Origin of the sequence: Streptococcus mitis, from assembly GCF_023109105.1 — a bacterium.
GTDB classification, from domain to species: domain Bacteria; phylum Bacillota; class Bacilli; order Lactobacillales; family Streptococcaceae; genus Streptococcus; species Streptococcus mitis_BW.
On record NZ_JALDTZ010000018.1, the window covers coordinates 1 to 19,536 of the forward strand.

Consider the following 19,536-nt stretch of genomic DNA (forward strand, 5'->3'; position numbering starts at 1 on the left):
TATAAAAATGGAGAGAACGACGATCGTCCTCTCCAGATGTTAGCTTTTTTCAACCCACTACAGTTGACAAAGAGCCCAACTACATTAGGTAGTCAAGGAATTATCGATTATATTTCTAAATAGCAACTGGTTAGCAGTTTTAGTTGTTTAATCCAACTCATTTCTTACATACTGTAAAGCTGCTCCAATTACTTGGTGCATATCGTAATAACGATAGTGTCCTAAACGCCCACCAAAGATAACATTCCCTTGCTCATCAGCAAGTTTTTTATATGATTTATACAAATGATTATTACGATCATTATTTACTGGATAATAAGGCTCATCACCTTTTTCCCATGTTTTCGAATGTTCTTTAGTAATGATAGTCTTTTCTTGATTGCTAAACTCAAAATGTTTGTGTTCAATAATGCGAGTATATGGGGTATCTGCATCTGTATAGTTGACAACTGCATTTCCTTGGTAATTCTCCATATCCAAGGTCTCGTTTTCAAAACGAAGACTACGGTACTCTAGTTCACCTAATTTATAATCAAAGAATTCATCAATCATACCAGTAAAGACAATCTTAGGGAAGTCTTTCATATATTGTTCTTTATTCGCAAAGAAATCAACATTTGTTTCTACATCAATGTTTTCATGATTCAACATTTTTTCAACTATTTTAGTGTAGCCACCAATTGGAATCCCTTGATAGGTATCATTAAAATAGTTGTTATCATAGGTCAAGCGTACTGGCAAACGGCGAATGATAAAGGCTGGAAGTTCCGTAGTTGGCCTGCCCCACTGTTTCTCTGTATAGTCTTTGATTAATTTTTCGTAGATATCTGTACCTACAAAAGATATAGCCTGTTCTTCCAGATTTTCTGGAGTTTTGCCATTTAAAACAACACGTTGCTCATCAATCTTAGCCTGGGATTCTGCTGGCGTTACAACTCCCCAAAGTTTATTGAAGGTATTCATATTAAAAGGAAGATTATAAATCTCACCCTTATAGTTTGCAACTTGAGAGTTTGTTTAACGGTTAAACTCTGCAAACTGATTTACATAAACCCAAATCTCCTTATCAGAAGTATGGAAGATATGAGCACCATACTGGTGAACTTGAATTCCTTCCTCTTCACGAGTATAGATATTACCCTCGATATGATTTTGTTTTTCAATGACTTTTACTTTTTTTCCTTTTAAGGCTGCTTCATGGGCAAATACTGCACCAAAAAGACCAGCACCAACAACAAGATAATCGTACATCTTATGCTACTTTGGAGTTTATTATCTGCCTCTTTTATTAGACTAGAAAATCATTCTATTACTTATCTCACTTCTTGTTTATAAAATTCTTTCAAGGCATCTTGCCAAGTTGGAATGACAAATCCAGTAGCTTTAGCTTTGACCAGGCTCATTGTTGAGTTTAACGGACGTTTAGCTTTTGCTGGAAATTGACTTGAATCTACTGGCTTGATTTCCACATCTGTATCTTTCAAAATTTCAACTGCAAAATCATACCAAGTTGTGTCTTCTGTCGCATCATTTGATAAATGATAATAACCAAATTCCTTGCAATTTTCAGCTAGGTAGGTCATGAATTCAGCCAAGGTACGAGTCCAAGTCGGACGACCATGCTGGTCATTTACAACTGTTAAAGTCTTATGAGTTTTCGCAAGATTTTGCATGGTAAAAACAAAGTTTTTACCATAATTTCCAAATACCCAGGCAGTACGGATAATATAGAAATTAGACACATGCTTCTCAACTAACTCTTCTCCCATACGCTTAGTGCGTCCGTATTCTGTCTGTGGATCTGGTCGGTCATCTACTTCCCACTCTTGTCCCACTGGTTTCTTACCGTCAAAGACATAGTCTGTAGAAATATAAACTAGAGTTGCACCATGCTTTTCAGATGCTTTTGCGACATTTTCTGTCCCTGTAACATTGATAGCAAAGTCCAATTCTTTCCCTTCATCCTCTGCTGCATCAACAGCGGTGTAGGCTGCACAGTGGTATACTAAAGTCGGTTTCACTTCTTCAAAAACTTTCTCAACCATTTCTGCATCTGTAATATCCATCTCAGCTACATCTACGGCTACATATTCTTCATTACGCTCATCCAATAAATAACGAAGTTCCGTTCCTAATTGGCCATTTGCTCCTGTAAGTAAAATCATCTCTATACCTTTCAAATTTGTAACTCTTCCCAATATAGCAATAAAAAGCAGCGATTTCCTGCTTCTTATAATTTAATAATCTCCTGAGTCTTAGCATAATTGGCTTCAACAGCTTCTTTCTCTGCTTTCCACCAGTCTTGGTTATCTTTGTACCATTGAATGGTTTCTTTGAGACCTTGTTCGAAGTTGGTGAATTCTGGTTTCCAGCCCAACTCATCACGGAGCTTGCTTGCGTCAATCGCATAGCGAAGATCATGTCCTGCACGGTCAGTCACATGATCATAGGCATCCGCAGGTTGTCCCATTTCCTTAAGGATTAGTTCCAAAACTTCCTTGTTATTCTTCTCGCCATCAGCACCAATCAAGTAAGTTTCACCGATTTGCCCTTTTGTCAAGATTGTCCATACACCTGAAGAATGATCATCGGTATGAATCCAGTCACGAACGTTCTTTCCTTCACCATACAATTTTGGCTTAATTCCACTTAGAATGTTGGTAATCTGACGTGGGATAAATTTTTCAATGTGTTGATAGGGACCATAGTTATTTGAACAGTTGGAAATGGTTGCCTTGACGCCGAATGATCGTACCCAGGCTTTGACAATTAAGTCTGAAGCTGCCTTAGTTGATGAGTAAGGCGAGCTTGGGTTGTATTTAGTTTCAGCGGTAAATTTCTCACCTGGACCTTCACCATGACCTGGCAAATCCTCACGTAGAGGGAGATCCCCATAAACTTCATCTGTCGATACATGGTGGAAGCGAATATCATACTTACGAGCAGCTTCTAAAAGAGTATAGGTTCCGATGAAGTTAGTATGGATAAATGGTGATGGATCATTGAGCGAATTGTCATTGTGACTTTCCGCGGCATAGTGCACAATAGCATCTGCTTGAGCTGCTAACTTGTCTACCAACTCTGCATCCGCAATGTCACCAACAACTAACTCAACACGATCACCTAAAATTTCCTCAATATTAGCGCGGTTGCCAGCATAAGTCAACTTGTCCAAGACTGTCACATGAACATCTGGAAAATTCTTGTAAACATAGTGGACAAAGTTGGAACCGATAAAACCAGCTCCACCTGTCACGATAATATTTTTATATTCAGTCATATTCTTTCCTTTTTACAAATCTTCTTTTTTCAAAGGTTTTACATCCTTGAGTAGTGGATGATTTTTATCTGCTTCTGAAACCTCTGCTTCTGCAAGATTTTCCCATTCAATACCAAGGCTTGGATCAGCGTAGTTTACAAAGGCATACTTGGGTTTGAGTTCAAGAGCCCAGTAATCATTGACCAGATAACTATAAGAAACTGTATCTGATAGGACTTGGAAACCATTAGCCACGCCTCGAGGGACAAAGATTCCTTTGCTTGCATCAATTACTGTCTGGTAGGTATTTCCGAAGGTTTCGCCCTCACGTAAATCAACCCAAGAACCCAGAACTTTCCCACCATCTGCCACAGAGATGTACTTATCCCAAGGCTCTGCGTGGAGACCACGGAGAACATTTTTGCGCGAGAAGGATACATTGTTTTGCAATTTTCCTTCTGCAAAGAAAGACTCTGGAAATCCAAGTGGAAGCATTTTTTCCTTTTGGAAATTTTCTTTAAACCAACCACGATTATCACCATGAACGGGGATATCGAATTCCAACATACCTGGAATAGCTTCAACTTTGCGTGCTGCAAGCGTCTTACCGAAAAAATTATCTGTCATCTATGCTTCTCCAATCAAACGGAGCAGATACTGTCCGTATTCATTTTTCTTAAGTGGTTGGGCTAAGGCCAATACATCTTCGCGACTGATATAGCCCATGCGATAGGCAATTTCTTCCAAGTTTGCCACCTGAACATTTTGCATCCGTTGGACTGTTTCGATGTACTGTGAAGCCTCTAGCAAACTTTCATGAGTGCCCGTATCCAACCAAGCAAAACCACGTCCCATAACCTCAACCGATAAATCTCCGCAATCTAGGTAAGCCTTGTTTACATCTGTAATTTCCAATTCACCACGAGGGCTTGGTTTAATATTTTTGGAAATTTCTACAACATCATTATCATAGAAATAAAGGCCGGTCACCGCATAATTGGAACGAGGTTGTTCTGGTTTTTCCTCAATAGAAACAGCATTCATCTCCTCATCAAATTCCACAACACCAAATCTTTCAGGATCCTTAACTTGATATCCAAAAACAGTTGCACCTTTCTCCTTATTAGCAGCCTTCTGAAGCATTTTAGATAGACCAGGACCATAGTAAATATTATCTCCTAGAATTAGGGCGACACTGTCATTTCCAATAAATTTTTCACCGATAATGAAGGCCTGAGCCAATCCATCTGGACTAGGTTGTTCCGCATAAAAAAGATTAATTCCCAACTCCGAACCATCTTGAAGCAGTTCTTTAAAACGAGGTAAATCATGAGGAGTCGAGATAATTAAAATATCTTTGATACCCGCTAACATGAGTGTCGATAGAGGATAATAAATCATGGGTTTATCATAAACCGGCATCAGTTGTTTGGATATAGCACGAGTCAAAGGATACAAGCGAGTTCCTGAACCTCCTGCAAGGATAATACCTTTCATAATCGAACTACCTTTCTATATTAAATTAGAATTTTTGTAATTAGTAATCAGAGACAAGTGATATATTATTTAGTGAATTTAAACTAATTATTTAGTTAATGTATCTAAAGCTGTTTTCAAATAATATCCCGATCTTATATTATTTCCTACCTTTTGTGCATTTTCTACTAACTCTTGATATTCTTCTTCCGAAATATTATTGATTTTTTCTTTTATATCAAACAAAGAATCAACTGTAATACCACAATTATTCTTTAAGACAAAATGTGACAAAGCGGATTCCTTCCAAACAATAATGGGAAACCCCGAAGCCAAATAAAGTGACGATTTATGAGAATTGTTATAGCGTAGATATTCTCCAAAAAATCCACTACAAGTTTTAGAACTATCACCGTCCCAAACTAAACCAAAGCTTCCTTCTAATGCTGACGGTAGTTCATCTGGAAAAAATGAACCAAAATAGGTTTCATTTGATAGCTTTCTAGCCTCATCAAAACCAACACCATAGAGGTTATATGCCGGACTTGCAGGCAACTCATATAAGTAGCCAGCTTTTTCCTTGGCCAAATTACCAGCTACAATGATTGGCTGGTCTTTTGTCAGTCCACTTTTTTCTTGGAAATTTGGAATCAAATAATCAAAAATTCCAAGGCTGACAATCCTATCTTCCGCCACTCCTTTATCCACCAAAACTGACTTCATAATAGGATTATGGGCAATAATGCCAGTTACACTATGAAATGTATCACTTTCCGTTAATTTCATCCGCAACTTCATTCTAAAGGGTAGAGTCTTGTCATTTACAAAACGCAAGGTCTCTAAATCATGAATCAGCAGATAGATGTTAACACCTCTATTTTTAAGAGATTTTAGTAGACTATTGATGAACAAAGAATGATGTAACAAGGGAAATTGTATCACAATATCATCATTTTTCTTTAAGCGTTTAAAGGCTCTCAAAAGTGCTCTATATTTGTGAAGCTGAGCATTAAGAACATTCATTTTATACCAGTCATCAACTATAACTTTTAAGGGGGCATAATCTAGGTCATTTAAAATCACTTCAACGTCATTACGCGCCTTATTACCAGCATTTTTAACATTATTATCGTCTAAAAATTCTTCTTTTAAATAGTATTTCATATTTTACCTTTCATTTTTCAAAAGCAGACTTTTCTGGATAGCGTTCCTTCAAAATTTTTTTAAACCGAATGATATTCTCCTCATTAAAGTCAACATCGTCATTCACACAAAGCATTTTTTTATGTTTATCTTTGAAGATACTCTCTAATCGATCCATTTGATTTAGGTCTATCGACTCTCCAAAATTCTTTGACATCGGATAAAACTGATTACTTTCAATTTGCCAATGCTGACAGATGTATTGATTAATATCTACCCCATAATCTCTCAATTTATTTCGTGACGTTTTATCTAACGTTTTTCCTTCAATTTCCCATAGATGTGCCAAGGTGCTCTTTTTCATCGGAACAGGTAAATGCTGGTTCACATAGCCTGTTGGCCCCCATGGCAAGAGTAACAAGTTTTTCAAAACCAAGGACCCATAACGGTAATTAAAGAATTTCCAAGGCGAAGATTTTAAGGCTTTTTTATTAGGGAAATGGCGATAAATCAATTCAACGTTATTATGATAAGTGTTTGTAAACGACGACCATGGAACTAAAGCATCATAAACTGCTAAAAGCTTCGGTTGATTATTTTTAAAGAAATCTGCAGGTTTTACATCTTTTATCAAATACATGTCATCGTTAAAATAAATAAAATTCTCCGACAATCCTTCAATGCGATGGAGATTCAGTTCAATGGTCGCTGAATTATAGGTAGGTAGATACTCTTCAGGGATAAACTCCTTATGAGCAACTAACTTGAGTTTTGGATGTTCCAAATTCAACCATTCCGGCTTTTGTCCATTGGTGACTATGTAAACATTATTTACCCAAGGGGCATGCTTTTCAATCATTCGAAACCAATAATTAAAAATGCCGTAATCACGATAGCGTTGCTCTCCGTCTATTTCTTGGTCTATTTCTGCTATTTGAGCTGTCACAGCTTGTTTCTCACGGATAAACTCAGGATCACTTCCATCTACCCAGAGAACAACGATATCAATTTTTTCATGTGTCATTTTAAAAGTTCTTCCTCTACAACATTTAGAGCACGTTCAATGACCACATGCATGTCGTAGTATTTATAGTCGGCCAAACGTCCACAGAAAATTACCTTATCATTCTGTGCTGCTTCTTCTTGATATTTAGCAAACATGGCATTGTTTCTCTCATCATTGATTGGATAATAAGGTTCATCTCCACGTTTCCAATCAGCTGGGTATTCTCGAGTAATAACCGTTTTATCTTGTGTACCGTACTCAAAATGTTTATGCTCAATAATGCGAGTATAAGGAATTTCTCGCTCTGTATAGTTAACCACAGCATTTCCTTGATAATTTTCTTCATCCAGAACTTCATGCTCAAAACGAAGACTACGGTATTCTAACTCACCATGTTTATAGTCAAAGTATTGGTCAATCATCCCTGTAAAGACAACTTTTTCAGCAGAAGATTCTAATTCCTGACGATTGGCAAAAAAATCAACGCCAAGTTCTACTTCCACATCCTTCAGCATATTTTCGATAATGACATTATAGCCACCAATTGGAATACCTTGGTAACGGTCATTAAAGTAGTTATTATCAAAAGTCAAACGAACTGGGAGACGTTTAATGATAAACGGTGGAAGGTCAGTCGCAGAACGTCCCCATTGCTTTTCAGTATATCCTTTAATCAACTTTTCATAAATATCTGGACCGATCAACTTGATAGCCTGTTCTTCCAAGTTTTTAGGTTCAACGTCCTTCATATGAGCCGTTTGCTCAGCAATCTTATCTTTAACTTCTTGAGGAGTTTTTGTCCCCCACATAGCATAGAAAGTATTCATATTGAAAGGTAGATTATAAAGGCTACCCTTGTAATTAGCTACAGGCGAATTAATGTAGTTGTTAAATTCAGCAAATTGATTAACATAATCCCAAACTTTCTTATTAGAAGTATGGAAGATATGTGCACCATATTTATGAACATTAACACCTTCTACATTCTCACAGTAGATATTTCCACCAATGTGGTCACGTTTATCAATAACTTTTACTTTTTTTCCACACTTGGTTGCTTCATAAGCAAAAATTGCTCCAGACAAACCAGCACCAACGATTAGATAATCGTACATAATACACTCCTTTATTTTTTTAATAGTTGTTGTTTTAACTCATTTGGATTTATTACCTTCAAGATTAAAATCAAGCTGGCATAAATAATTGCTCCCAGAACAGCATATAGTCCCACATTAATCATCGGTGATACATTTAGGAATTGTTTTATAAATAACAAGATAACATACATTAATCCCGATGAAATTATAATTCTAATCAATGAACCTAGAATAGGTACCTCTCTCAAATAAGAGCGAGTATAGAATAACTGTATCAACCATACTAGCACCTCTGTTAAGACAGACACAATTGCAGCACCTATATAGCCTAACTTTGGAAGCAAAAGAAGATTTAAGCCCACACTAACAATAGCAGGGATTGTTGTTGACAGCATAAATTCTTTATTTTTATTATGAGGTATCAGAATTTGAATTCCCATAATATTGGTCCAACCAATAAAGAACATTCTAAAAATCATAATTGCTATCGCATAACGTGCCTCTTGAAAATCTTGCCCCAGGAAAAAGGTAACAAAATCATCATTTATAATTAACATACCTGCCATAATTGGAAAAATAACCAAATTATAAATTAGAAATGACATCTCATGCATTTTGTTAACTGCTTTATGATCCCCTGAAGATAAAAGATTTGAAACTCGTGGCAACATGACACTACCTAACGAAGTCACTATAGTCAATAGGATATTGATCAATTTTAATGATTGATCATAAATCCCAACATCTCTTGTTGAGGCAAGAACTCCAAGCATAGTGCTATCTAATGTCACATAAAGTGAAATTGCAATCTGAGGCAAAAACAATAAGATGACTGGTTTCAAATGCTGTTTAGCATGCATCAAATCTAAGTTTGGTTTCCCAATAAACTCTTTTGCTGGTATCCACATAATTAATTGTCCCAACAAATCAAAAGCAGTCAGTAAAAAAACATATAAATATAGATCGTTTGCTGATCTTATGAATAGAAAAATAGAAATAACACCAGCTAATTTCACCGTAATGTTTCTGACTGTAATTTTTCGAAAGTCCTCTAAACCTTGAAATAACCAAGAAATATCTAAACCTTTAGAAATCAAACTAAAACCTAGAATATAAGCCACAGGATTTTTCATAGCTGGCAAAGTCAGGCATAGTAAAACATACAGTGCAAAAGAAAAAATAGCTGATCCTAACTGTAAAGTATAAATCCCCCAAAAATTCTTACGAATTATTATTCGATTACCAGAGATCTCCTTTGTCCCATAGTTGGCTATTCCTAAAGTAGCTAACAAAATAAAATAGGTAACAATGGAGTTAAAATAACTATAAGTTCCTATATCATTTGAAGAAAACACCCTCGTAACATATGGAGTTGTAATAATCGGTAATATTATGAGTAGTAACTGATAAGAAAGATTATATGCATAATTTTTTATTACTTTCATAGTTTTACTTCTCTTTTTTCCTTGCTCTGGGTATCATACAAATTAGCAAAAATGGTAAACATAAAAATATTGTATCCTGGTCTTATCCAAAAAGCTTCAATCATACAGTTAATTGTAATAAGAGATAACAAGGCCAGAAATAAAAACTTTTTTTGTTTATGAACTCTTTTTGAAGCAAACACATAAATCAATACTAGCAATACAACAGGAATTAATCCATAATAAAATAACATTTGGATATAAGATGAATCAACATAGTTATAACTATGAACCGACTCAGTGGTTCCACCGTAGCCAATAAACTTTACTCCACTTTTACCAAATAAAGGCAAACCATATGTATCCAGTGCATTTTTACCTAAAAACAATCTCATACTAAACAGATTATTTAAATTCACATAGAAAGAAGAAGACCATGTAAAAAAGTAGGAAACATAAAACATAAAAGCAGAAAAAACAAGAGCAAAATATGGCATTATACTGTATACTTTCAATTCTCTTTCTTTAGTATAATACATAATTATGAAAATCAAGGTTGCAGCAAGAACAGATAATGAATTTAGTCGGGCATCACAAAATTTTAGTAAAAAGAATGCTAATGATAATCCCACAATCGTTCTGAAGAATATGTGTTTTTCTCTAAGCAAGTAACCCCAAGCAATATATAGGTAAAAACAGTGTGAAGCAAAATCAGTTGGATAGATGAATCCAAATGAATTTCTAACTACTAAACTAGATGAGCGGATTTGAGCAAATTGTAAATTAGGTACTACTCCTAAAATTGAAAGTAGAAAGATTAACAAAACAATTATACCTGATATACCCACATATGTTTTCAAAACCACATCAACATCTACTTGATACAATAGTATAATCAACAATGAATACAAAAGAAAATTGGTACCACCTGTATGTAAAAACACTATAATACTTGTCAATATCAATAAAATACTCGATATAATATAAAATGCACTAAATTTTTTTATAAATAAAAATCTAAAAATCAATAATAAAACTACACATATTAATAAAATCACAGGAATATTAGGTAGTGTCCTATTCAACATTGTAGTCATAATAGTATCATATCCGGTAATTATAGTTAATACAATAATAACCAAAAGGTTCTCAAATTTAATTTTTAACATAATATCCTTTTTATTGTTAGCTCTTATAGCCAAAATTATTTAAAAGCAATCTTACGTAAGATTGGATTCATTTTTAATTTTTCAATAAACAATACTGTTCTGAATTTTTTTCTGGCAAGTAGCTCTATCGTCAACCTTCTAAATAATAAAGAAAATTTTTTATTCTTTAATAAATCACCATAAGAACCAATGATTTGATAAACCTCTCCGGAAAAAATTTCATCAAATTGTTCATTTTCAATAATATTTTTTAATAGTTCTACTCTATAATTTTTTGTATTTTCTAAATTAGAAATTTGAAAGGTAGAACTTACAATAATTTTTGTTTTTATTTCTTTTAACAAAGTATAATCTTCTATATTAAATTTTTTCAATAGCTGTTTCAACTCATCAAGCTCATTTAGTTGAATTTCAATTCTATCGGGATTAAATTCTGTTAAAGCAGAACCACTTCTACCAGCTATATAATTGTATAGACAAGGTTCAATAAATCGAATAGTTTCTAAATACTTATAAACTTGAAAATTAAATAAGGTATCTTCCCCAATGGATTTTTTGGGAAACTCGATACCATGTTCCAAAATAAAATCTTTTTTATAAATTCTTGACCAAACATTGTACATCATATCTGTCCTAAAGAAATCAATAAAACTATTAATAAATTCCTCATGAGTTAATTTTCCTATTTTAGTATATCTATGTGTCCGACAAGATATTGTAGCCATATCTTTTTCTTTTACTTCATTAAAACCAAAACATAAAATATCCCAATTATCATTTATATATGGAGCAAGCTCTATAAAAAAATCCTCTGCCAAATAGTCATCTGGATCAACAAAATACAATAATTTCCCATTTGATAGAGATATCCCAAGGTTCCTAGCTGCTGCAACACCACTATTTTTTATATGCTTCACCTGAATATTAGAGAAATGCGATTGGAAGTCATCACAAATTCTTCCACTTGAATCAGTCGATCCGTCATTAATCAATATAATCTCATAGTCTACTAAAGTATTTTGTTTAAGTATAGAGTCCAAACATCTTCTTAGGTAAGCTTCAACATTATAAACAGGTATTATAATACTTAACGTTATATTATTCATTGATTTTTCATCCTTATCTTATGAAGCATGAATTCCAAAGTCCATTTCTCTTTCTTAAATTTTTTCTGAATACTCCTCTTTATATGTTCCCAGTAAATTTTATTTTGAGTCATACTTTTGATTTCTTCAACTGATAATTTATCACCATTAACTAGACGATTGGGAACCACATAAAATTGTTTATTTTCTAGAACTTCTGGACATTCAATATTCCTTTTTTGGAAATGAACGTATAGAGGTCGCGTTATCTCTATATTTCCTTTTTTTAACTCTATCGACTCTAGGCCTTTTAAGTCTGTCCAATAATAATATCTTCGTACCTTTTTCTCACCATTACATCTAAAAGAAAAACAAGAAATATCTAAATCATGAAAGCAAGTTACTTGTAATTGATTCATCCGAGAGTATTCAAAAAGTTTCTGAACTCCTTCTTGCTCGTCAAAAATAAAATTTTTACTACTGCTATAAACATTTTGGTAGTCCAGTCGATAACTCATACCAACACCTGTTTTAAAAATAGTATTTACCTCTTTTATATTTTTGTATATCTGAAGGTGACCTAAAAGTCCATATCTATCATATTCTTTTGTAAAAAACTCATAATCTTCTAAAAATTGATAAATATCTCCTAATAAGATATCAGTATCACAAAAACCCCAATAATCATACCCAATTAGCTCATCTTCAAAAATTAACCCATAAGCTGGTTTATAATCACACAGCTTATAGGGATTATCTAGCGAAATTTCAAAATTAAATTTTGATTGAATTTTCTTTTTTAAATCAGAAAAGCTCAATATATTAAAATGTATATTTCTTGCATTTAATAAAGAGAACTGCTCTATTGGTTGATCCGTAAAGATTTCAAAATCTATATTCTTATTTCTTCTAGCTGTCATTAAAAAATAAGGGAAAAATTTTGGGAATGCTCCAAAGTATGGAATAATGATTTTTATTTTTTTCATTTATTTGAATCATCCTTATTTATTTTTTATATAATTATGAAAGAATTTTTAAAATATCATATTAACAAATCGCAGAAATTTACTTGAATAAATAAATTTTTTTGTTATTTTCTAAGAGATTTTTTAATATTAAAATTTAAAACTTAGCACAATTTTTAGTTGTTTCTTTATGTATGTGGAAAATCTCTAGAATAATTAATTTTTAAAGAGTTTCAACTAAGACCTTTTTTTTAAAATCTTAGCGGGTACACCACCAATAATAACATTGTCTGGGAAATGTTTCGTTACTACTGAGTTAGCGGCTACAATACACCCCGATCCTATACTTGATCCATCTAAGAATACTGCACCCGCCCCAATCCAGCAATTATTCCCAACAGAAATTCCTTTTCTATTGACACCTTGTTCTCTTATTAATTTATCAATATTATCATAATTATGATTTTCAGAGTGGAAGCGTACATTTTGGCCTGAAATTACATCATCTCCAATAGTTATTCCTCCTGCAGCGCCAAATAAACAAAATTCTGAGAATGAAGAATTTTTTCCAATACTTAGACCTTTACCCATATTATTTATTGAGCCAGTTCCTATAATCTGGGAATAATCACCTATTTTTACATAATCCGCAAGTTGTACACCATTTTCTGATAGCGCATCTATCACTACATAGTGACCAATTCTTACATTATTTCCAATATATAATTTATGTTTGGCAGAAATAGAAACACCATTACCTATAAAAAAACGATTCCCTCTTTTACCAAATCCTATACTACGAATTACACCTTTTATTAAACCTAAACTATAAATAATTCCTTTTTTCATAACGTAATTTATTGGAACATCTGGGTGAATTTCAATATCTCTTCCAGTGATTATTTTAACTATTCTTTTTATATTCATTTATTATTCTTTCATAATATTTTTTTACTTCAACCATATGATCTTCCATAGTATTTATAGCTTGTTCTTCATATTCAATACTTTTTATTTTGTATAATAAATCTTGTTTGTCTCGGAATACATACGATTCTGAAAGTAAATCTTTAGAACCCACATTCTCGCTAACAAATACCTTCACACCGTACGATAACGCTTCTATCGTAATAAGACCAAATGTTTCTTTCCAATTACTAGGTACGATAAGAATATCTATATCAGAGTATATCGAATCAATATTTTTTTGTGTGAAATATCCATTTTGTTGAATATAGGTAGGACACTCTCCATTAGGTAAATGACCGTAGGTTTTTATTTCATATTTTTCTTTATCAATATCATTTACAAAATCGATAAAATCAAAATAACCTTTATAATCTTCATCTGGACCAATATAGGCTATTACACTTTTATTACGATTTTTTCTAATTACATTTCGTTTTCGAATATTACTATTAGAAATAGAAATAATTTCTTCTGTTTGGGGAAGAACTCCGTTTTTTATATAAACATCCCTTGCTAAACTACTATTAAATAAATAAGCATCAATTAAATTAAATATTTCTTTATAATATGATCGGATATCTCTATAATTAACAAGCTCTTTTCTCTCAGAAACTTCTATAGTGCTCCTAGATTTTAGACTTTTTCTTAATACTCTCAATACTCTCCTAATTGTTGGATAAAAGGGAACTTGAAAAAAACGAAGTTTTTTTACACTGAGAGCATTTGAAGACATTATATTCCAGGATATATTAGTATTATTCTCACTATAATCTACTCCGTTAAAGAAAAAATTGGGGACTGGTGCCAATCCATAATAGTCATGACTAGTAAAAAATATCTTTATACCTAATTCATGGGCAGATTCAAAAAATTCTTTATGTATTCCCATTAATGAGTGTACATGAATTATATCTGGATTAATTTTTTGTAGAAAATTATAATATACTCTTTTATCACATTTTTTCATAAATGAATCCGGCTCTGTAAAACCACCAAATATTGCTAATGGCAAACTATTTATTAATTCGTAACAATCAAAACCTCTTGATTTTGTAGATTTTATAACTAAATCATGCGAAAAAATTTTAATACTACCCGGATAAAGTGCTATTACTTCATATCCTGATTCAACCTGCTGATTCATTAAATCTTCTGCATACTTAACAAGTCCACCTGTACGTAATGGCTGAAAACCTAAAGTATAATGTAAAATTTTCATTTAATAAATACTTCCTCGTAATCTGATACAATCTTTTCCCATGTGAAAGCTGAGAGGATTCTTTTGCTTGAGTTAAAATCCAAGTCAGCTATCGTTGCCTGATCAAATCCTTCTACTTCCTCAATGACGCGTGCCAACTCGTCTTTTTCCCAATAAATAGCCCCGTCTTCACCAACCTCACGGTTAAAGCCAACATCTAGCAATAAATTCAGTTTAGTTGATGCCAGAGCTTCTAAAAGCGAAGGATTGGTTCCCCCAACTTCATGACCATGGAAATAAGCAAAGGCATTTTCACGAATGTACTTGAGCAATTCTTGGTCATAGACTGTACCAACAAATTTAACCCTAGGATCTTTGTCAAAACCAGTATCCTGTAACAACTGATCGTAAAAATTATTCTGCTCCACATTTGTGATGAGGACAAAGTCCTTCTTGGACTTGGACTTGATAAATTCACGAATCATGGTTTCGTAGTTGTTTTCAGGAACAAATCGCCCCACCACTAGATAATAGCCATTTTCGCTAACACCTTTTTCCTGATACCAGTTCCGAACCTTGGCATCTTCAGCCTTCAGGCTTGAAGGAGCAGTGTCTGTCCCATAGGCAATATAGGTGGTCTTTGGTTGATACTGTTTATAGTCCTCTTGAATATATTGTTCGATATTTTTGCTATCACATACCAATAAATCCGTATGCTTGACCATGAGTTGCTCTGAGAATTTCCAGTACTTACGAACTGGCAGGCTCCATTTTGCTCTCAACCATTCATGCCCATCGGGATTCACAAGTAGACTTCCTCCGATCGCACGAATTTTTTTCTTGAGTCCAGAAATAAACGGCCCGATGCGACAAGCTAGAATGTAAAAAATGGGAGCCTCGTCCTTGTTTTCCTTAGCCAATTCAATAGCCTTATTGACCGCTGCAATATCGTAAGCGATAGCACGAGCCGGCCCAATATTAGGCACATCAATATTGAAACAAATGGCCCCATTATGCTCAAATTGGTCATCCATGATGCCTGATTTAGCTGAATTTTCACGCATACAAGCTACATAGTATTGTATGTTGCTGTCTTTTTGATATTCGGTTAATTTTTCTACAAAGGTTTCAAAGCCTCCATACTTTGCAGGAATCCCTTTGGAACCAATGATATAAACTGACTGTTTCATTTCACTCCTAACAAGATGGAAGGGCAAAAATCACTTTGCCCCATCTCTCATAACTACAACTTTAATTGTTTTCAATAAAATTTCAATATCTTTCCAAATTGTCCACCCATCTATATAGGCAACATCTAACTTAACAACATCATCAAAATTCTTAATTTCACTTCTACCACTAATCTGCCAAAGACCTGTGATTCCAGGTTTAAAACTTAGACGACGTTTTTGTTCCGGTGTATACGTCATATACTCATCTAAGGTTGGTGGTCTAGTACCAACTAAACTCATATCACCTTTTAGAACATTCCAAAATTGTGGCAATTCATCTAGACTCGTTTTTCTAATAAAATGCCCAATCTTTGTAATTCGTGGATCGTTTTCAATCTTAAACATTCCACCCTGCATCTGATTCTGACTCATCAAGTCCTTCTTGATTTCCTCCGCATCTACTCTCATAGAACGGAATTTATAAAATTTAAATACTCGGCCATTTCTACCAATCCTATCTTGGATAAAAATAGCAGGGCCTCCATCTCTTTTTATCAGAGGAACAAGAAAAATAGACACCAGACCACAAATAATCAGACCAACCAAGGAGCCAATAATATCTATAGAACGTTTAAGAGCAATATCACTTGAACGATAGAAGGTTGTGGAAAAATTAACAACACTAGAGTTCCCAAAACGTTGAATCGCTTTTTCACTATTGGTTACAAATTCTAACGCCGCTATATTGACAGCTACTGGCAACCCCATCATTTCAAATTGAGAAACAAAATCTGCAATTAAAAAATTTTCACTTGGGAGATTAATCACCACTTGATCTACTACTGATCTCGTAGCATAGGTTACTAAGTTATCCAACGTAACGATTGTAAAATTAGAAGATTCAGATTGCTCACCATCTACAATACAAACAGCTGAAACATAGCCATACTCATAAGCAGAAAGTTGCTGTAGTACTCTCTCAACTCGTGAACGTGTGGTCACTAGCAAGATTCGCTGAGTATATTTTTTTTTGCGAGACAAGAACTTCCAAAGCTTACGAATAAAGAGATTAAGTACTAGGATAAAAAGCGTATTTACCTCTACAATCCATAATAAATTGTAGATGCTTAAATAAGGTAAGTCGGGTGCTAACAATGGAAAAACAACAAGAGCTAATAACAGGTATACCAATTCGTACTTTATTGTCTGTATCAGCTCTTCTGCTATACTCCGATATTTAAAATTCTTACTATAATCACTGACATAGTAAGACATGACATGAACAACCATTAGAAATAGTACATGTTCATGAATATCCAATACAAAAGGTAACAGATAAATTGGAAACAGTTGTATTATGAGAATCTCTAATTTTCGAATATTTGATACTTCTCTCAAAACTACCTCCTAGGTAACTCTACCTACTTCTTTTTCCCATAATTTCCATAGGAACCATAGGCTCCATAGCCACCATAAGCTCCGTATTTTTCAACTTCCGTATTAAATTTATTTAGAACTACACCTAAAAATGGAGTTCCTGTTTGTTCTAACTGTTCCTTCGCCTTTAAGACATCACGTCGTTTTGTCTCTCCAGCTGCTGTTACTAAGATAGAAGCGTCACATTTTTGTGTAATGATAGCAGCGTCAATGACAATCCCAATCGGTGCAGTATCCACAATGACATAGTCAAAATACTTACGCAAAGTATCAATCATGGTATGGAAATTTTCACTCTGCAGGAGGGCTGTTGGATTAGGTGACACTGGACCTGCCTGAATAACAAATAGATTTTCAACATTTGTATCACAAAGTCCATGAGAAAGGTCTGTTGTCCCTGCCAAAAAGTCAGTCAATCCAGTAATTTTTTCTCTTGACTTGAAGACCCCAGACATAACTGAATTACGGATATCCGCATCTACTAGTAATGTTTTATAGCCTGCACGCGCGAAAGCCCAGGCGATATTAGTTGACGTTGTAGATTTTCCTTCACCAGGTCTGACAGATGAGATGGCAAGAACTTTCAAATTATCACCACTCAATTGAATATTGGTGCGCAAAGCATTATAGTGTTCTTCAGCTTTTTTAGCAAAATCTAAACGCTTTTGTGCGATTTCTAATGTTGGCATGTCTTCTCCCTTACTTTAACTTATCCAAATCTGGAACAATTCCTAAAAGTGCAACCTGCATGACTTCTTCGACATCTTCTGGTCGTTTGACACGATCGTCAAATAATTCAAGCAATAAGACTGAAACAACCATCACTGCACCACCTACTAGGAAAGCAAGCGCAGTATTTCGACGAATATTAGGTGATGAAGGTGTTAGTGCTGGTCTTGCTTCCTCTAGTGTTGTCACATCAGATACTCGAGTTACAGAAATGATTTTTTCAGCAGCCACTTCGCGAAGAGCATTTGCGATACGGCTGGCCTCTTCTGGTTGGGAATTTTTTACAGCAATTGACACGATACGAGTATCTACAGGTACTGTTACCTGAATCTTCTTGCTTAATTCCTTAACTGTCTTCTCTAGTTTAAGATTTGAAATGACTTTCTCCAGTACATCTTGAGAAAGGATAATTTCCTTATAGTCTTTTACTAGATAGCTACCGGCTTGCAAATCCTGGTTGGTCAACCCTGCTTTTTCCGATTGATTTCGATTGACCACGTAAATACGTGTCGTACTCGAATACTCAGGCGTAAGAACAAAACTGCTTACACCGAAAGCTAAGACAGCTGCTACAATCGCAGTTAGGATAATAGCGATTTTTTTCTTCCAAAGGATTTTAAATAATTGAACAACGTCAATTCCGATTTCTTTATTTTCTTTCATGTCAACTCCTAAATAATTTGATCAGCTAAGATGAGGCGAGGATTTTCGATAAATAATTCTCTCGCCTTGCTTTCACCGTATTGTTTTGAGACGATCTCGTAAGCTTCTTTCATGTATGGTGGTCTTTGGTCTAAATTATGCATATCACTTGCAACAAAATGTACCAAATCACGCTCTAGAAAATAGCGAGCTCGTTTCTTCATAAATTTATATTTATCCCCAAATAACTTTGGTTTTAAAATGCTTGAACTATTGATTTGAGTGTAGCAACCCATATCAATCAACTCTTTCACCCGTTTTTCGTTATTCTCTAATTCATGGTAACGTTCAATGTGGGCAACTACAGGCGTTAGCCCAAGCATGAGAAGATTGCTCAAAGCAGTATGGATTTCTCGATAAGGAGTAGCCATACTAAACTCAATGAGAGCATAGCGTGTCCCATTAAGACTTGGAATAACCTGTTTTTCTAACTTCTCAAGCACATCATGGGTATAATAAATTTCTGCCCCATAGAGAATGGTCAAGTCTGGAGCCACTTCCTTGGCTAGCTCCTTAACTTCTTGGAAGTTTGTCTCTATTGTCTCCTCAGGAGTTTCAAACATCCCTTTTCGTCTATGCGATGTCGATACAATAGTCCTTACCCCTTGCCTATAGGCTTCTGTTAAAAGCGCCTTGCTTTCTTGCTTAGATTTCGGACCATCATCCACACCAAATACAATATGCGAATGAATATCAATCATTTTG

The 19,536-nt window shown here is 34.3% G+C and carries 18 protein-coding genes and 1 pseudogene; all 19 read right to left on the reverse strand.

All coding sequences use genetic code 11. From position 1 onward, the window contains the following. Positions 1-147 precede the first annotated feature (147 nt). A pseudogene (glf, locus tag M1F37_RS08830) lies at positions 148-1,251 on the reverse strand (UDP-galactopyranose mutase). A gap of 62 nt (positions 1,252-1,313) precedes the next feature. After that, positions 1,314-2,165, reverse strand: coding sequence for a dTDP-4-dehydrorhamnose reductase (gene rfbD, locus M1F37_RS08835; RefSeq protein WP_247935512.1), 852 nt, complete (start codon positions 2,163-2,165; stop codon positions 1,314-1,316). A gap of 65 nt (positions 2,166-2,230) precedes the next feature. After that, positions 2,231-3,280 (reverse strand): dTDP-glucose 4,6-dehydratase, encoded by a 1,050-nt coding sequence (gene rfbB, locus M1F37_RS08840; protein WP_247935513.1) that lies wholly within the window; start codon positions 3,278-3,280, stop codon positions 2,231-2,233. A gap of 12 nt (positions 3,281-3,292) precedes the next feature. Beyond that, positions 3,293-3,886: a dTDP-4-dehydrorhamnose 3,5-epimerase family protein gene (locus M1F37_RS08845; protein WP_247935514.1), complete on the reverse strand. Its 594-nt coding sequence runs from the start codon at positions 3,884-3,886 to the stop codon at positions 3,293-3,295. Then, positions 3,887-4,756 carry a glucose-1-phosphate thymidylyltransferase RfbA gene (rfbA, locus tag M1F37_RS08850; protein ID WP_247935515.1) on the reverse strand — a complete coding sequence of 290 codons (870 nt, stop codon included), beginning with the start codon at positions 4,754-4,756 and terminating at the stop codon, positions 3,887-3,889. It lies immediately after the preceding gene. A gap of 87 nt (positions 4,757-4,843) precedes the next feature. After that, entirely contained in the window at positions 4,844-5,899 is a 1,056-nt protein-coding gene (locus tag M1F37_RS08855) for a galactofuranosyltransferase (protein ID WP_247935516.1), read from the reverse strand. A gap of 10 nt (positions 5,900-5,909) precedes the next feature. After that, entirely contained in the window at positions 5,910-6,902 is a 993-nt protein-coding gene (locus M1F37_RS08860) for a stealth family protein (RefSeq protein WP_247935517.1), read from the reverse strand. Next, a complete protein-coding gene (glf, locus tag M1F37_RS08865) occupies positions 6,899-7,999 on the reverse strand; it encodes a UDP-galactopyranose mutase (RefSeq protein WP_247935518.1) in 1,101 nt (366 codons plus the stop codon). Before glf (M1F37_RS08865) ends, M1F37_RS08860 begins: the two co-directional genes overlap by 4 nt. 11 nt (positions 8,000-8,010) lie before the next feature. Then, a complete protein-coding gene (locus M1F37_RS08870) occupies positions 8,011-9,426 on the reverse strand; it encodes an oligosaccharide flippase family protein (RefSeq protein ID WP_247935519.1) in 1,416 nt (471 codons plus the stop codon). Then, positions 9,423-10,574: an O-antigen ligase family protein gene (locus M1F37_RS08875; RefSeq protein WP_247935520.1), complete on the reverse strand. Its 1,152-nt coding sequence runs from the start codon at positions 10,572-10,574 to the stop codon at positions 9,423-9,425. The genes M1F37_RS08870 and M1F37_RS08875 overlap by 4 nt, the downstream gene beginning before the upstream one ends. A gap of 35 nt (positions 10,575-10,609) precedes the next feature. Continuing rightward, positions 10,610-11,680: a glycosyltransferase gene (locus M1F37_RS08880; RefSeq protein ID WP_247935521.1), complete on the reverse strand. Its 1,071-nt coding sequence runs from the start codon at positions 11,678-11,680 to the stop codon at positions 10,610-10,612. Beyond that, on the reverse strand, positions 11,677-12,645 hold the full coding sequence (locus M1F37_RS08885) for a DUF6625 family protein (RefSeq protein ID WP_247935522.1): 969 nt from the start codon (positions 12,643-12,645) through the stop codon (positions 11,677-11,679). The genes M1F37_RS08880 and M1F37_RS08885 overlap by 4 nt, the downstream gene beginning before the upstream one ends. A gap of 216 nt (positions 12,646-12,861) precedes the next feature. Continuing rightward, entirely contained in the window at positions 12,862-13,551 is a 690-nt protein-coding gene (locus M1F37_RS08890) for an acyltransferase (protein WP_247935523.1), read from the reverse strand. After that, a complete protein-coding gene (locus tag M1F37_RS08895; protein WP_247935524.1) occupies positions 13,529-14,812 on the reverse strand; it encodes a glycosyltransferase in 1,284 nt (427 codons plus the stop codon). Before M1F37_RS08895 ends, M1F37_RS08890 begins: the two co-directional genes overlap by 23 nt. Beyond that, on the reverse strand, positions 14,809-15,981 hold the full coding sequence (cps2T, locus tag M1F37_RS08900; protein WP_247935525.1) for a beta 1-4 rhamnosyltransferase Cps2T: 1,173 nt from the start codon (positions 15,979-15,981) through the stop codon (positions 14,809-14,811). The genes M1F37_RS08895 and cps2T overlap by 4 nt, the downstream gene beginning before the upstream one ends. A 30-nt stretch (positions 15,982-16,011) precedes the next feature. Further along, positions 16,012-17,361: a sugar transferase gene (locus tag M1F37_RS08905; protein ID WP_247935526.1), complete on the reverse strand. Its 1,350-nt coding sequence runs from the start codon at positions 17,359-17,361 to the stop codon at positions 16,012-16,014. 23 nt (positions 17,362-17,384) lie between these two features. Further along, the gene (locus M1F37_RS08910; protein WP_247935527.1) at positions 17,385-18,089 is read right to left on the reverse strand and encodes a tyrosine-protein kinase; all 705 of its coding nucleotides are present in this window, start codon (positions 18,087-18,089) and stop codon (positions 17,385-17,387) included. Positions 18,090-18,099: 10 nt separating this feature from the next. After that, positions 18,100-18,792: a CspC family polysaccharide chain length determinant protein gene (locus tag M1F37_RS08915; protein WP_247935528.1), complete on the reverse strand. Its 693-nt coding sequence runs from the start codon at positions 18,790-18,792 to the stop codon at positions 18,100-18,102. A gap of 8 nt (positions 18,793-18,800) precedes the next feature. After that, positions 18,801-19,532, reverse strand: a complete 732-nt coding sequence (gene cps4B, locus M1F37_RS08920; RefSeq protein ID WP_247935529.1) for a capsular polysaccharide biosynthesis protein Cps4B — start codon at positions 19,530-19,532, stop codon at positions 18,801-18,803. Positions 19,533-19,536 lie beyond the last annotated feature (4 nt).

Bases quoted from the DNA above. Each gene is read 5' to 3' on its own strand.
- rfbA (WP_247935515.1), bottom strand. From the start codon at position 4,756: ATGAAAGGTATTATCCTTGCAGGAGGTTCAGGAACTCGCTTGTATCCT.
- M1F37_RS08910 (WP_247935527.1), bottom strand. From the start codon at position 18,089: ATGCCAACATTAGAAATCGCACAAAAGCGTTTAGATTTTGCTAAAAAA.
- M1F37_RS08855 (WP_247935516.1), bottom strand. From the start codon at position 5,899: ATGAAATACTATTTAAAAGAAGAATTTTTAGACGATAATAATGTTAAA.
- glf (WP_247935518.1), bottom strand. From the start codon at position 7,999: ATGTACGATTATCTAATCGTTGGTGCTGGTTTGTCTGGAGCAATTTTT.
- M1F37_RS08860 (WP_247935517.1), bottom strand. From the start codon at position 6,902: ATGACACATGAAAAAATTGATATCGTTGTTCTCTGGGTAGATGGAAGT.
- M1F37_RS08890 (WP_247935523.1), bottom strand. From the start codon at position 13,551: ATGAATATAAAAAGAATAGTTAAAATAATCACTGGAAGAGATATTGAA.
- cps2T (WP_247935525.1), bottom strand. From the start codon at position 15,981: ATGAAACAGTCAGTTTATATCATTGGTTCCAAAGGGATTCCTGCAAAG.
- rfbD (WP_247935512.1), bottom strand. From the start codon at position 2,165: ATGATTTTACTTACAGGAGCAAATGGCCAATTAGGAACGGAACTTCGT.
- M1F37_RS08895 (WP_247935524.1), bottom strand. From the start codon at position 14,812: ATGAAAATTTTACATTATACTTTAGGTTTTCAGCCATTACGTACAGGT.
- M1F37_RS08875 (WP_247935520.1), bottom strand. From the start codon at position 10,574: ATGTTAAAAATTAAATTTGAGAACCTTTTGGTTATTATTGTATTAACT.
- rfbB (WP_247935513.1), bottom strand. From the start codon at position 3,280: ATGACTGAATATAAAAATATTATCGTGACAGGTGGAGCTGGTTTTATC.
- M1F37_RS08845 (WP_247935514.1), bottom strand. From the start codon at position 3,886: ATGACAGATAATTTTTTCGGTAAGACGCTTGCAGCACGCAAAGTTGAA.
- cps4B (WP_247935529.1), bottom strand. From the start codon at position 19,532: ATGATTGATATTCATTCGCATATTGTATTTGGTGTGGATGATGGTCCG.
- M1F37_RS08870 (WP_247935519.1), bottom strand. From the start codon at position 9,426: ATGAAAGTAATAAAAAATTATGCATATAATCTTTCTTATCAGTTACTA.
- M1F37_RS08880 (WP_247935521.1), bottom strand. From the start codon at position 11,680: ATGAATAATATAACGTTAAGTATTATAATACCTGTTTATAATGTTGAA.
- M1F37_RS08915 (WP_247935528.1), bottom strand. From the start codon at position 18,792: ATGAAAGAAAATAAAGAAATCGGAATTGACGTTGTTCAATTATTTAAA.
- M1F37_RS08885 (WP_247935522.1), bottom strand. From the start codon at position 12,645: ATGAAAAAAATAAAAATCATTATTCCATACTTTGGAGCATTCCCAAAA.